The sequence below is a fragment of the Actinomadura sp. GTD37 genome, assembly GCF_041951365.1.
Classification (GTDB): domain Bacteria; phylum Actinomycetota; class Actinomycetes; order Streptosporangiales; family Streptosporangiaceae; genus Spirillospora.
Genome location: NZ_JBGNUS010000002.1, coordinates 615,351 through 628,920, shown reverse-complemented (window position 1 = coordinate 628,920; position 13,570 = coordinate 615,351). Strand labels below are relative to the sequence as shown.

11 protein-coding genes are annotated in these 13,570 nt (G+C 74.1%); 10 read left to right on the top strand and 1 reads right to left on the bottom strand.

What is annotated here, in order from left to right; genetic code table 11:
* The first annotated feature begins 69 nt into the window (after nt 1-69).
* The 8 genes from ACA511_RS17025 (at nt 70) to metK (ending at nt 7,674) form a co-directional block, all read left to right on the top strand.
* Nucleotides 70-957: a dihydroorotate dehydrogenase electron transfer subunit gene (locus ACA511_RS17025; protein ID WP_375025303.1), complete on the top strand. Its 888-nt coding sequence runs from the start codon at nt 70-72 to the stop codon at nt 955-957.
* A complete protein-coding gene (locus tag ACA511_RS17020; protein ID WP_375025302.1) occupies nt 954-1,946 on the top strand; it encodes a dihydroorotate dehydrogenase in 993 nt (330 codons plus the stop codon). The genes ACA511_RS17025 and ACA511_RS17020 overlap by 4 nt, the downstream gene beginning before the upstream one ends.
* Nucleotides 1,943-2,641, top strand: coding sequence for an orotidine-5'-phosphate decarboxylase (gene pyrF, locus ACA511_RS17015; protein WP_375025301.1), 699 nt, complete (start codon nt 1,943-1,945; stop codon nt 2,639-2,641). The genes ACA511_RS17020 and pyrF overlap by 4 nt, the downstream gene beginning before the upstream one ends.
* Before the next feature lie 1,095 nt (nt 2,642-3,736).
* Nucleotides 3,737-4,063, top strand: a complete 327-nt coding sequence (mihF, locus tag ACA511_RS17010) for an integration host factor, actinobacterial type (RefSeq protein WP_371952267.1) — start codon at nt 3,737-3,739, stop codon at nt 4,061-4,063.
* A 94-nt stretch (nt 4,064-4,157) separates the two neighbouring features.
* Nucleotides 4,158-4,745 carry a guanylate kinase gene (gmk, locus tag ACA511_RS17005; RefSeq protein WP_375025610.1) on the top strand — a complete coding sequence of 196 codons (588 nt, stop codon included), beginning with the start codon at nt 4,158-4,160 and terminating at the stop codon, nt 4,743-4,745.
* A gap of 28 nt (nt 4,746-4,773) precedes the next feature.
* A complete protein-coding gene (gene rpoZ, locus ACA511_RS17000) occupies nt 4,774-5,028 on the top strand; it encodes a DNA-directed RNA polymerase subunit omega (RefSeq protein WP_021597645.1) in 255 nt (84 codons plus the stop codon).
* A 63-nt stretch (nt 5,029-5,091) separates the two neighbouring features.
* Nucleotides 5,092-6,312 carry a bifunctional phosphopantothenoylcysteine decarboxylase/phosphopantothenate--cysteine ligase CoaBC gene (coaBC, locus tag ACA511_RS16995; RefSeq protein ID WP_375025300.1) on the top strand — a complete coding sequence of 407 codons (1,221 nt, stop codon included), beginning with the start codon at nt 5,092-5,094 and terminating at the stop codon, nt 6,310-6,312.
* 168 nt (nt 6,313-6,480) lie between these two features.
* Nucleotides 6,481-7,674 carry a methionine adenosyltransferase gene (gene metK / locus ACA511_RS16990; RefSeq protein WP_375025299.1) on the top strand — a complete coding sequence of 398 codons (1,194 nt, stop codon included), beginning with the start codon at nt 6,481-6,483 and terminating at the stop codon, nt 7,672-7,674.
* Between the two features lie 96 nt (nt 7,675-7,770).
* Here the strand turns inward: metK and ACA511_RS16985 are convergent, their stop codons facing one another.
* On the bottom strand, nt 7,771-9,441 hold the full coding sequence (locus tag ACA511_RS16985; RefSeq protein WP_375025298.1) for an MFS transporter: 1,671 nt from the start codon (nt 9,439-9,441) through the stop codon (nt 7,771-7,773).
* A 138-nt stretch (nt 9,442-9,579) separates the two neighbouring features.
* Between ACA511_RS16985 and ACA511_RS16980 the strand changes: the two genes are divergently transcribed.
* Nucleotides 9,580-11,691 (top strand): primosomal protein N', encoded by a 2,112-nt coding sequence (locus ACA511_RS16980; RefSeq protein WP_375025297.1) that lies wholly within the window; start codon nt 9,580-9,582, stop codon nt 11,689-11,691.
* Nucleotides 11,692-11,707: 16 nt separating this feature from the next.
* Nucleotides 11,708-13,516 carry a hypothetical protein gene (locus ACA511_RS16975; protein WP_375025296.1) on the top strand — a complete coding sequence of 603 codons (1,809 nt, stop codon included), beginning with the start codon at nt 11,708-11,710 and terminating at the stop codon, nt 13,514-13,516.
* The last annotated feature ends 54 nt before the right edge of the window (nt 13,517-13,570 follow it).

Here is a 13,570-nt window from a genome sequence, read left to right as displayed (position 1 = left end):
CCGCGCCCGGCCGGGCGGACTCCGCCGCCGCCCGGCCGAGCGCGGCGCACGACGAGGAGAGGGAGACGGGTGTCCGACACGCCGGTGCAGACGTCGGCGACGGTCCTCACGGTCCGCCAGGTGCAGGACTACCACGCGATGACGCTGGTGGCCCCGGCCATCGCCGAGCGCTTCCGGCCCGGCCAGTTCGTGGCGCTCGCCGTCGGCGGCGAGCACACGTCCCGCCTGGTCCGCCGCTGCCTCGGCGTGCACGAGGTCAAGTCCGACTACGGCGGCACCGTCGAGCTGGTGTTCGCCGACACCGAGCCCGGCACCGGCTGGCTCGCCGGCCGCCGCTCCCGCGACCAGATCGACCTCCTCGGGCCGCTCGGCCGCCCGTTCCGGCTGCCCCGCGACCCGGTGACCTGCCTGCTCGTCGGCGGCGGGCCCGGCGGCGCGGCGGTGTTCGCGCTCGCCGACACGCTGCTGCGGCGCGGCTGCCAGGTGCACTTCGTGCTCGGCGGGCCGTCCGCCCGGCAGGTGTTCGGCTCCCGGATGGCGCAGCGCATCGGCGACAGCTCGACCGTCGCCACCGAGGACGGCTCGATGGGGGAGCGCGGCACCGTCCGCGACGTGCTGCCCCGCGTCATCGAGGAGACCGGCGCCGACGTCGTCTACGGCTGCGGACCGACCGGCCTGCTCCGCTCGGTCACCCAGGTCGCCGGCGACTTCGGCCTGCCCTCGCAGGTGTCGGTCGAGGAGTTCCTGCAGCGGACGGGCGCGTGCGGCACCGGCGTGTGCATGACGTGCGTGCTGCCCGTCCACGGCGACGACGGCGTGACCCGCATGGTCCGCGCCTGCGCGGACGGCCCCGTCCTGCGCGGCGACCGCGTCCGCTGGGGCGACCTCGACACGATCCCGTTCGACGCGCTGGGCGCGCCGCGCGTCCTGAGCGTCTCCGAGGGGGGCTCCCGATGAGCGACCGGGCGGGCGACCGCGTCAGGACCGCGCTCGGGCCGCTGGAGCTGCCCAACCCCGTCCTGACCGCCTCCGGGTGCGGCGGGACGGGACGGGAGCTCGCCCAGTTCTTCGACCTGTCCCGCCTGGGGGCGTTCGTCACCGCGTCCGTGATGACGCAAGCGCGCGCGGGACGTCCCACACCACGCGTGACCGAGACCCCGAGCGGTCTCCTCACCGCCACGGGGCTCCCGGGCCCCGGCGTGGAGACGTTCCTGGAACGCGACCTCCCCTGGCTCGTCGAGCAGGACGTCCGCACCATCGTCTCCATCGCCGGCGGCAGCGTCGAGGAGTTCGGCGACGTGGCCCGCCGCCTCCGCGGCGTCCCCGGCATCGCGGGGATCGAGGTCAACGTCGCCTGCCCCAACGTCGAGGACCGCGGCCGCGCGTTCGCCTGGCACCCGGCCGCCGCGGCGTCCGTCGTCCGCGCCGTCCGCGCCCACGCCCGGCCCGGCGTCCCGATCTTCGCCAAGCTCGCCCCCGACGTGACCGACATCGTCACGATCGCGCTCGCCTGCGTCGACGCGGGCGCCGACGGCCTCACCCTGATCAACACCGTGGAGGCGATGGCGATCGACCCGCGGACGCTCCGGCCCGCCCTCACCGGCGTGTCGGGCGGCCTGTCGGGGCCCGCGATCCGGCCGATCGCGGTCCGCTGCGTCTACCAGGTGCACGCCGCGCTGCCGAGCACGCCCATCATCGGCGTCGGCGGCATCGCCACCGGCCTGGACGCGCTGGAGTTCGTCCTCGCCGGGGCGTCCGCCGTCGCCGCCGGCACCGCCGTCTTCCACGACCCCGCGGCGGGGCCCCGCATCCTCCGCGAGCTGGAGGAGGCCCTCGCGGCCCGCCGCATCGACCGCCTCGCCGACGCCGTCGGCCTCGCGCACAAGCCGGCCGGGTACGTCCCGCCCCAGGTGCGCCCGCAAGAGCCCGAGAAGGAGAAGCTGTGACCGCCGCCCCCATCGCCGTCGCGCTGGACGCGCCCGACCTGGAGACGGCCGCGCGCTGGGCCACCCTGGTCACGCCGCACGTCTCCACCGTCAAGGTGGGCCTGGAGCTGTACCTGCGGTACGGGCCCGACGTCGTCGCGAGCGTCCGCGGCGCCAGCCGCGTGCAGGTCTTCCTGGACCTGAAGCTCCACGACATCCCCGCGACCGTGCGCGGCGCCGCCCGCGCCGTGGCGCGGCTCAAGCCGTCCTACCTGACCGTGCACGCCGCGGGCGGCCCCGCGATGATCCGCGCCGCCGTCGAGGCCGCCCCCGCCACGAAGATCGCCGCGGTGACCGTCCTGACGTCCCTCGGCGACGCCGACCTCACCGGCATCGGGGTCGCGGGACCGACCTCGGACGCCGTCCGCCGCCTCGCCGTCCTCGCCGTCGAGGCGGGCGCGCACGCCCTCGTCTGCTCCCCGCGGGAGGCGGCCGCCGTCCGCGCCGAGGTCGGCCCCGGCATCACGCTGATCACGCCGGGCGTCCGCCCCGCGGGCGCCGCCAACCAGGACCAGGCCCGCGTCGCCACCCCCGAGGCCGCCCTGGCGGCCGGCGCCGACCTCCTGGTCATCGGCCGCCCCATCACCGGCGCCCCCGACCCCGGCGCCGCCGCGGCCGCGATAGCCGCCGCCCTCCGCCGCACCCCCGCCCCCTGACCCGCCGCGCCGACCGCAGCCCCCGGCCCGGCACCGCCCCGCAGCCACAGAAGCCACAGGAGCACCCTGGAGCGAGGCGCCGCCGGGCAAGGGAGCACGCGCAGTCACCGGAGCAGGGGCAGGCACGCGCAGCGAGCACAGCCGGTACTGACCAAGGCCGGTGGAGCACGGCAGGGACGGGGAGTGAGCGAAGCCGGTAGTGACCTCAGCCGCCGGAGCATGGGCAGGCGCGCGGTGCGAGCACAGCCGGTAGTGACCTCAACGGGCGGAACACGGGCAGGCACGCGGAGCGAGCGCAAGCGAGCGCAGCGGGCATGCCCGACGACGCAGGCGACCGCAGCGACGCCCCATGAACCGCAACGGGCACAAGAACCGCAACGGCGGCGCGAGGATCGCCTGCGTCGCAACGGGGGTTCCAGGGGGTCGCCCCCCTGGGAGTAATTGCACATTGTGGTTTTAGTCGCATGCGAATGCCGGGGATGGAGTGTTCGCATTGCTGGTACGTGCCGAACGAGGAACTCGTTCACGCGGAGCGGCGATTCGCCGCGGCGGAGGCCGCGGCGGTCGGCCGGGTGTTCCGCGTCCGTGTCGGTGCCCTGGCGGCGGGCGGGGGAGCTGGTGCGGTGGCGCGGCCCTCCGAGCGGGAGACGATCTTGGCGGGGTCGGTGTTGTCGAGGATGACAGTAACGGTGCCGCCGCGACGTGCGGAAGGGTGCGGCGTGACGAGTGTCACTCGGTCGGGATCGTTTGTGGGAGACCTCACAAGCGGGGGCGGGGAGCGTCCCGCGCGGGCTCCCGACGGCGTGGCGGGACGGCCCCGCGGGGCGCGAACCGCAGTGACAGATGGGCATGGAGTGCCGCATTTGGGGTTGGAAAGGGGGGATTTTCACGATCATGCGAAAGTCCCAGCAAGGCAAGGGGATGCGCCGCCGACCCCCCGGGATTGGGTACACTCTGTATTCAGGACACTCCGGGGAGTGATATTCGTGAATTTGTGGTGGGCTAAACGGCACTTCACGTTGCCTTATGGGTGGTGAACTCGCTAGTTTCCCAACCCGTCCGACTCCGTCGAGTGGAAACCTGAGGTGACCCGGCGTGGCTCTTCCGCCCCTAACCCCCGAACAGCGCGCCGCAGCCCTGGAAAAGGCTGCCAAGGCTCGCAAGGAGCGGGCCGAGGTTAAGAACCGGCTCAAGCACGGGGGAACCTCGCTTGCCGAGGTTCTCAAAGAGGGTCAGTCCGACGACGTCGTAGGAAAGATGAAGGTGTCGGCCCTCCTCGAATCACTGCCCGGTGTGGGCAAGGTCCGTGCGAAGCAGATCATGGAGCGCCTGGGCATCGCCGAGTCCCGCCGTGTGCGGGGCCTCGGCGCCAACCAGCGCGCATCCCTGGAGCGTGAGTTCGGCGGAAGTGCGAACCGCTGACGCGCGACTCACGGGCGGGCGCGGCGGTCAGACCGCCGCGGCCGGCTCGGGGCGACCCGAAGCCGCCTCCATCCCGTCCGGCTCCGGCGCACCCATCGCTGCGCCGGAGGGCTCCAGAACGCCTGGCCCGCTCGCGCGGCGGCTGACGGTCCTGTCCGGGCCGTCGGGCGTCGGCAAGAGCACGGTCGTCGCCGAGATCCGGCGCTCACACCCGCAGGTGTGGCTGTCGGTCTCGGTGACCACCCGGGCCCCCCGCCCGGGTGAGACCGATGGTGTGCAGTACTTCTTCGTCGACGACGCCGGTTTCGACCGGCTCGTCGACGAGGGGGAGCTCCTCGAATGGGCCGAGTTCGCGGGGAACCGCTACGGCACCCCGCGGCGGCCCGTCGAGGAGCGCCTCGCCCGCGGCGAGCCGGTGCTCCTGGAGATCGACCTGCAGGGCGCCCGGCAGGTCCGCCGGTCCATGGCGGAGGCGCGGCTCGTCTTCCTCGCGCCGCCGAGCTGGGAGGAGCTCGTCCGGCGGCTCACCGGCCGCGGCACCGAGCCGCCCGAGGTGATCGAACGCCGCCTCGACGCGGCCCGCGTGGAGCTCGCCGCCGAGAAGGAGTTCGACGTCACGCTCGTCAACACGTCCGTCCAGGGCGTATGCGATGAGCTGCTAGTCTTGATGGCTGTTCACTAGTCGAGTCCTACCAGTGGAAGGCCACCGAGTGGCAGCCAGCAATGAGGGCATCACCAACCCGTCGATCGACGAGCTCCTGGAGGTCGTCGACACCAAGTACGGCCTCGTGAGCATCGCCGCGAAGCGCGCCCGGCAGATCAACGCCTACTACGCCCAGCTGGGCGAGGGCCTGCTGGAGTACGTCGGCCCGCTCGTCGAGACCCAGGTGCAGGAGAAGCCCCTGTCGATCGCGCTCCGCGAGACGCGCGAGGGCCTCCTGAACGCCGAGCCCATCGAGGGCTGAGCCGGCCGGGTCGCGGGCGACCCGGTGCGACCGGGCGCCGAGACCTAGTGGGACAGTGTTCGCATGACCTCCCGTAAGCCGCGCGTCGTGCTGGGCGTGAGCGCCGGAATCGCCGCGTACAAGGTGTGCGAGCTGCTGCGGCGGCTCACCGAGTCCGGCCACGACGTCACCGTCGTGCCCACCGATGACGCGCTGCGCTTCGTCGGAGAGCCGACCTGGGCGGCGCTGTCGGGCAACCCGGTGTCCACCGCCGTCTGGGACGGGGTGGCGCAGGTCCCGCACGTCCGGCTCGGGCAGGGCGCCGACCTGGTGTTCGTCGCGCCCGCCACCGCCGACCTGCTCGCCAGGGCCGCGCACGGGCTGGCCGACGACCTGCTCACCAACACGCTGCTCACCGCGCGATGTCCGGTCGTGTTCGCGCCCGCGATGCACACCGAGATGTGGGAGCACCCGGCGACCCGGGCCAACGTCGCCACGCTGCGGGCGCGGGGCGCGCTCGTGGTCGAGCCGGCCTCCGGGCGGCTCACCGGCAAGGACACCGGCCCCGGCCGGCTGCCCGACCCGGCGGAGCTGTTCGAGGTCGCGCGGCACGTCCTGGCCCGCGGCGCCGCCGGCCGCGACCTCGCCGGACGGCGCATCGTCGTCTCGGCGGGCGGCACCCGCGAGGCCATCGACCCCGTCCGCTTCATCGGGAACCGCTCGTCCGGCCTCCAGGGCTACGCCCTCGCCCGCACGGCCGTGGCCCGCGGCGCCCGGGTCACGCTCGTCTCCGCCAACGTCGCCCTGCCCGACCCGGCCGGCGCCGAGGTCGTCGCCGCAGGGTCGGCCGAGGAGATGCACAAGGCCGTCGTCGCGGCCGCCGCCGGCGCCGACGCCGTGGTGATGGCCGCCGCCGTCGCCGACTTCCGGCCGGCCGGCTACCGGGGCTCGAAGATCAAGAAGGCGGAGGGCGCGGAGCCGGAGCCGATCCGGCTCGTCAAGAACGCCGACATCCTGGCCGAGCTCGGCGCGAACCGCCGCCCCGGGCAGGTGATCGTCGGCTTCGCGGCAGAGACCGACGACGTCCTCGCGAACGGCCGCGCCAAGCTCGCCCGCAAGGGCAGCGACCTCCTCGTGGTCAACCAGGTCGGCGAGGACCTCACGTTCGGCCGTCCCGACAACGAGGCCGTGATCCTCGGCGCGGACGGTTCGCACACCGAGGTGCCGCGCGGCGCCAAGGAGGCCCTCGCCGAGATCGTCTGGGACCTCGTCGCCGCCCGCCTCGACCCGCCGCCCGCGGATTGAGCGGGAGCCGGCCGGCCTCGACCGTGCCTCTACCAGTACCTGATGACGATCGGGCTAGACTGCGGGCTTACCGCTCTTGGATACCGCGCGGGGGGACGCTCCCGCCGAACCCGATGACATATCCGACCTGCGACGTCAGTCAGCAGCCGCTGCAAGGAGTGCACGTACGTGTCTCGCCGCCTGTTCACCTCCGAGTCCGTGACCGAAGGACACCCGGACAAGATCGCGGACCAGATCAGCGACGCGATCCTCGACTCGATGCTCAAGGACGACCCGAAGAGCCGGGTCGCCGTCGAGACGATGATCACGACCGGTCAGGTGCATGTGGCCGGTGAGGTCACCACCGAGACCTATGTGGACATCCCGGGCGTGATCCGGGAGAAGATCCTGGAGATCGGCTACGACTCGTCCAAGAAGGGCTTCGACGGGCACTCCTGCGGCGTGTCGGTGTCCATCGGCGCGCAGTCGCCCGACATCGCGCAGGGCGTCGACGACGCCTACGAGACCCGCGAGGGCGAGGGCGTCGACGACCTGGACCGGCAGGGCGCCGGCGACCAGGGCCTGATGTTCGGCTACGCCACCAGCGAGACCCCCGAGCTGATGCCGCTGCCGATCACGCTGGCGCACCGGCTCGCGCAGCGCCTGTCGGCGGTCCGCAAGAGCGGCGACGTGCCCTACCTCCGCCCGGACGGCAAGACCCAGGTCACCATCGAGTACGACGGCGACCGCGGCGTCCGCCTCGACACCGTCGTGGTGTCCAGCCAGCACGCTCCCGACATCGACCTGAAGGAGCTCCTCGCCCCGGACGTGAAGGAGCACGTGGTCGACCCGGTGCTCGCCCAGTTCGACCTCGACATCGACGGCTACCGGCTGCTGGTCAACCCGACCGGCCGCTTCGAGATCGGCGGCCCGATGGGCGACGCCGGCCTCACCGGCCGCAAGATCATCGTCGACACCTACGGCGGCATGGCCCGGCACGGCGGCGGCGCGTTCTCCGGCAAGGACCCGTCCAAGGTCGACCGGTCCGCCGCGTACGCGATGCGCTGGGTCGCCAAGAACATCGTCGCCGCGCAGCTCGCCGACCGCGCCGAGGTCCAGGTCGCGTACGCGATCGGCAAGGCGCACCCGGTCGGCGTGTTCGTGGAGACGTTCGGCACCGAGAAGGTCGCCCCGGAGAAGATCGAGAAGGCCGTCGACGACGTCTTCGACCTGCGGCCGGCCGCGATCGTCCGCGACCTCGACCTGCTCCGGCCGATCTACTCGCAGACGGCCGCCTACGGCCACTTCGGCCGGTCCGAGCCCGACTTCTCCTGGGAGTCGACCGACCGCGCCAAGGCGCTGGCCTCCGCCGCCGGTCTCTGACCCGTCCGCGCGAAGAAGGGCCCCGGGGCGTCCCGGGGCCCTTTTCGTGCCGTCAGGAAGGGCGCCTGCGGGGGCAGGCAGTGCCAGAGGGCAGGGTCAGGAAGGGCAGTGGTTGCCGCGGTGCAGGCCGTAGCGGGCGGCGATCGTGTAGCGGCCGGGCCGGTGCGCCGTCAGCCGGACGAAGTCGCCCGCGCGCGCGAGGCAGGCGTCCCCGCCCGTCGCGCTCAGCCAGGGGGACCAGGAGACCCGCACCAGGGCCGATCCGCTGGACGGCATGTCGACGACGAGTTCCCCGGAGGTCAGCTTGCGGACGGACGCGGGGCGGTCGACGAGCGGCGTCGGGCCCGCGACGCGGAACAGGCGCCAGTGCTCGTCCTGCCAGACCTCCGTGAGGTACGGCTGGCCGCCCTCGACGAGAGCGGCCTCGTCCCGCGCCGACCAGTCGACCTCCTGCTCGGGCAGGACGACGTACTGCACGGCCCACTGGTGCAGCCAGTCGCGGTAGGAGGCGGGCGTCAGCGCTCCGTCCTCGTAGAACAGCCGGTGGCGTTCGGCGTCGACCTGCCGGTTCCAGCCGCGCGCGAGGACGAAGTGGCGGCTGAGGCCGGACGCCTCCCAGTGGGAGCGCAGCGGCACGACCTCGATGCGCGCCCGGTCCGCGCCGAGGGCGTCCAGCTCGGCGACGAGGCCGCGGGCGTGCTCGGCCGCGGACGCCGCGGGCTCGGTGTGGATCAGGTCGTCGACGGGCTTCACGACCTGCCAGGACGCCGTGACGATGAACGCCAGGGACAGCACGGCGATCCGGAGCCGGCCCTGCGCGCGGGCGACCGCCGACAGCAGGAACATCCCGCCGAACAGCAGCGACAGCCGCTCGACGTTGCTGCCGACGGGGGAGGGGACCAGCCAGGTGAGGGTGATCCCGGCCAGGTAGACGCCCGCGCCGACGCGGATGAACGTCCAGCCCTTCGGCGCGCACAGCAGGATCGCGATGACGCCGGCGACGGCGGGCAGCACGATGGCGGTCAGCGAGATCGGCTGCACGCCGCTGAACGGGAACAGCAGGCTCGTGGTCCCCACCACGGCGGGGAGGCCGACGGCGACGCAGACGCCCGCGCGGCGGCGGCCGGTGAGGAACAGCGCGGCGGCCAGCACCAGCAGGAACAGGCCGGCGACGGGGCTGGCGAGCGAGGCGAGCAGGCTGAGGACGGCCATCCCGGCGGCGCGCAGGGCGGGCGTGCCGCGCGGGGTGAACGCCACGATCGTCGCCATGAGCGCGAAGGTCAGGCCCAGGCCGAAGGTGACGCGGCCCGAGGCGGAGTTGCACGACAGCGCGAACGCGGCCCACAGCGACGCGGGCAGCGCCACGGGGGCCCGGAACTGCTTGAGCAGGTACGCGGTGAAGGCGGCCGAGAGGGTGCCGGTCACCACCGCGACGGTGCGGATGCCGAAGAGCGCCATCAGGTAGGGCGACATGACGCTGTAGGACACCGGGTGCATCCCGCCGTACCAGGCGAAGCTGTAGGCCGCGTCGGGGTGCTTCCAGACGAAGTCGGTCCACGCGGCCTGTGCCGCGAGGTCGCCGCCCTCGGTCGCGAGGAAGACCGCCCACCCCAGGTGCAGGACGGCGGCGACGGCGGTGGCCGCCACCACCGGGTGGCGGATCCGCTTCTTCCACTTCTTCCACGCGGACGGGGGGCCTGCGGGACGGCGCGGCGGTCCGTGCTGGACCGGGGCGTCCGCCCGCTCTTGAGTATGCGCTGAGGTCACATCGCCTGCACGGGCTCGTCGGACGGCGGGAGCGAGGAGGGCATCGGGCGATGGGCCAGTGGATGCGCGCCCCCGTTCAATCGGACCAACCCTAGCGCGCGAGTCCGGGTGTCGGGTCGATCTGGTAGGACGGGGGGCGTGACGAAGGACGTCGGGGGAACGGACCTGATCCCGGGGCTGGACGACCTCCCGCGGGCGCCTTCCGGCAAGCCCGGCAAGGCGGGCAAGTCTGGAAAGGCGGGCAAGTCCGGGAAGAAGGGGGCGCGCCGTCCGGCCGGGGAGCTGCCCGTGGCGCGGGTCGCGGTCGACATGTCCCTGCCCCACCTGGACCGGCCCTTCGACTACCTGGTGCCCGCCGAGCTGGACGCCGAGGCGGTGCCGGGCTGCCGGGTGCGGGTGCGGTTCGCCGGGCAGCTCGTCGACGGGTTCCTGCTGGAGCGGGCCGCCGAGAGCGGGCACGACGGCAAGCTGCTGTTCCTGGAGCGCGTCACGTCGTCCGAGGTCGTCCTGACGCCGGAGACGGCCGCGCTGGTGCGGGAGGTGGCCGACCGGTACGCGGGCACCTTCGCGGACGTGCTGCGGCTGGCCGTCCCGCCCCGGCACGCCCGCGTAGAAGCGGAGCCGCAAGCGGAGCCCGGCGGCCCCGAGACGCCCGAGACGCCCGAGACGCCCGGCACGGTCGACGCGGGCGTCTGGGAGGACTACCCCGCGGGCGCGTCGTTCCTGAGCGCCCTCGCCGACGGGAGGGCCCCGCGCGCGGTCTGGACCGCGCTGCCGGGTCCGGACTGGACGTCCGCCATAGCGCGGGCCGTCGCCGCCGTGCTGAACGGCGGGCGCGGCGCTCTCGTCGTCGTGGCCGACGGACGTGACGTGGAGCGCGTGAACTCCGCGCTCACGGCCGAGCTGGGGGAGGGCTCGCACGTCGCCCTCACGGCGGAACTCGGCCCAGCCGAGCGCTACCGGAGGTGGCTCGCCGTCCTGCGCGGCAAGGCCCGTGCGGTGGTCGGCACGCGTGCCGCCATGTTCGCACCCGTGGCCGAGCTCGGGCTCGTCGTGCTGTGGGACGACGGTGACGACGTCCATGCCGAACCCCACGCGCCGTACCCGCATCCCCGCGACGTCCTCGCCCTGCGTGCGCACCGAGCGGGCGCGGGGGCGCTCATCGGCGGCTTCACCAGGACGACCGACGCCACACAGTTGGTGGAGAGCGGCTGGGCGCACATGCTCGCGGCCGACCGGGCGCGGATCAGGACGGCGATGCCCCGCGTCCGGTACGTGGGGGAGGACGCGCAGCTCGCCCGCGACGCCGCCGCCCGGACGGCACGCCTGCCCAACGTCGCGTTCGAGGCGGCCCGGCACGCCCTGGAGGACGGCCCCGTCCTCGTGCAGGTGCCGAGGCGCGGATACGTGCCGGGCATCGCGTGCGGGCGCTGCCGTACTCCCGCACGGTGCGAGGCGTGCCAGGGGCCTCTGTCGCTGGCGTCGTCGCACGCCGCCCCCTACTGCCGATGGTGCGGACGCATCGCGGGCGACTGGCACTGCCCCGAGTGCGGCTTCTTCCAAGTGCGCGCGGTCGTGGTCGGTGCGAAACGCACGGCGGAGGAGCTCGGCAGGGCGTTCCCCGGCGTGCCCGTACGGACGTCCGGGCGCGACGCGATCCTCGAACGGGTCGGCCCTGAACGCGCTCTCGTCGTGTCCACGCCGGGCGCGGAGCCACCCGCCGAAGACGGATACAGGGCGGCGCTGCTGCTGGACGGCTGGGTCCTGCTGGGCCGTCCCGATCTGCGCGCCGGCGAGGAGACGCTGCGCCGCTGGATGAACGCGGCCTCGCTCGTGCGCCCGCAGGGGCCGGTGGTCGTGGCCGCCGACGGGGCGCTCCCCGCCGTCCAGGCGCTCGTCCGGTGGGACCCGGTCACCTACGCGGAGCGCGAGCTCGCCGAACGCAGGGAGGCGGGGTTCCCGCCCGCCGCGCGCATGGCCTCGCTCACCGGCTCCCCGGCCGCGATACGGGAGCTTCTGGCCGACGCCCGGCTCCCCGAGGGCGCGGAGGTCCTCGGGCCCGTGCCCGTGCCGGTGCCCGTGCCGCAGGCGGGAGCGGACGTCCAGGAGAGGGAGCGCGCGCTGATACGCGTGCCCCGCGCGGCGGGGAACGCCCTCGCGCGCGCGCTCAAGGAAGCCCAGGGCGTGCGCAGTGCGAGGAAGGCCACGGAGACCGTACGCGTCCAGATCGACCCCCTGGAGCTGATCTGACCAATAGGGTTCTCGGGTGGCCGACAACTGGGTGGAGAGCACCGCCGGCGACCTGCGGCGGTGGGCGGACGAACGCGGCGAGGCGCTGGACGGGCAGGGCGTACGGATCCTGCTCGGCCTCGCGCGGGAGGAGATGGGCCTCGCGGGCCCGGAGGAACTGACCCCGGAGGGGCTCCGCACGCTGCTGCTGGAGGTCTTTCCCGAGACGGTGGTCGCCGCGAGCGACGACGTCCCCACCGTCCTCGACGCGCTCCGCAAGATCGTCGCGTATCTGGGCGACACCGGCGCCGTGACCGCCCCGGCGGCCGCCGCCCTGGCGGCCGAGGTCGACCGGGCCGCCCCCGGCTTCGCGGAGGTCGTGGCCGCGGTCGACAGCGAGGAGCGGCAGGCCGCCGCCGAGGTGATCGGCGGTCTCATGCAGGCCGACGGCGTCTCCCTCGACGACCAGGAGGCCGTCGACGCGTGGGTGCGCGACTTCGAGGAGCTCCCCGAGACCGAGCGGTACGCCCGCACCGAGGAGTACCTGCGGCGGACCGGGGACCTCGTCGTCCCGCCGGTCCGGCCGGCGCCCCGGGCCGCGGTGGCCGCGGCGGCGCGCGGCTCCCGCCTGACCGCGGCGGTCCTGGCCCTGGCCGACTGGACGGGCGAGCGCACCCTCACCGAGCACGAGACGCTCACCGAGGAGGACGCGGGCGCCGCCGCTGCCGCCCTCGGCATGGAGGCCCCCCGCCGCCACGGCGAGATGGAGGACGAGGGCGCCCTGGAACGCCTGTGGTGGGCCGCCGTAGAGGCGAACGTCATCACGGCGGAGCACGGAGCCGCCGCCCCCGGTCCGGCCGGCGACGACCTCCGGTCCGACGACGACGAGACCTTGCTCGCCGCTTGGCTGCGCCTGTTCGAAGCGGTGGTCGTGCCAGGGCACGACTACGCGGACGGCCTGGACGCGATCGAACTCGTGCAGAACGAGCTGACCGGTGTCCTCATCCACCTGTACGAGCAGGAGGAGCCGACCGAGCCGGAGATCCTGGCCGGGGCCCTGCTGGGCCACGTCGAGGAGGCGTACGACCTCTCCGACGCAGAGGCCATGGCCGCCCTGGTCTCGGACGCGCTCCATCTGGAACTGGCGACCCTGGAGGACTGGGGGATCGCGGAGCGGTCCGGCGACGGACGCGCCCTGACTCCGCTCGGCGTGTGGGCCGTCCGGGAGCTGCTGCTGGCCGACGGCTTCACCGCCCCCCTTATCGGGGAGCTGGCCGGCGCGCGCGCCTCCGAGCTCATCGAGGGGCTCACCTGGTACCGGCCGGAGGCGGCCGACGAGGAGATCGACGGCTGGCTGGCCGCGCACGACCCCAAGGACGGCGCCGCCGACCTGCTCGACGTCATGCGCACCGGCGGCCCCGGCGCCCGCAACCTCGCCGCGGCCGTCCTGCACCGCATCGGCCCGGAGGCGGCGGGCGTCGTGCGCGCCGCGCAGGAGCATCCGCTGGTGTCGCCCTACGCCGCGCTCTGGCTGAACGCCGTCGGCGACCCGTCCGGACGGGAGCTGGCCCGCGAGGAGTACCTCTGGGTGTTCGTCGACACCGTCGCCGGGATGCTGGAGACCGCCGAACCGGACGAGGCGGTCGAGGCCGCCCTCATCGACGCGCCGCCGGAGGCTGAGATGAAGGTCATGGTGGACGAGCTCTGGCGCACCGACCATCCCGCCGTGGCCGACGTCCTGGAGGCCCTGGGCGCCCACCACCCGGACAAGGCGACCGCCAAGGCGGCCCGTACCGCCGCCTACAAGGCGCGCTCCGCGCACGAAGGGGCGCGCCGCGGCGTGTGAACCACCACGGGTTGTCTCCGTAGACTGGACACGCAGAGAACGCCGCAGGAATTC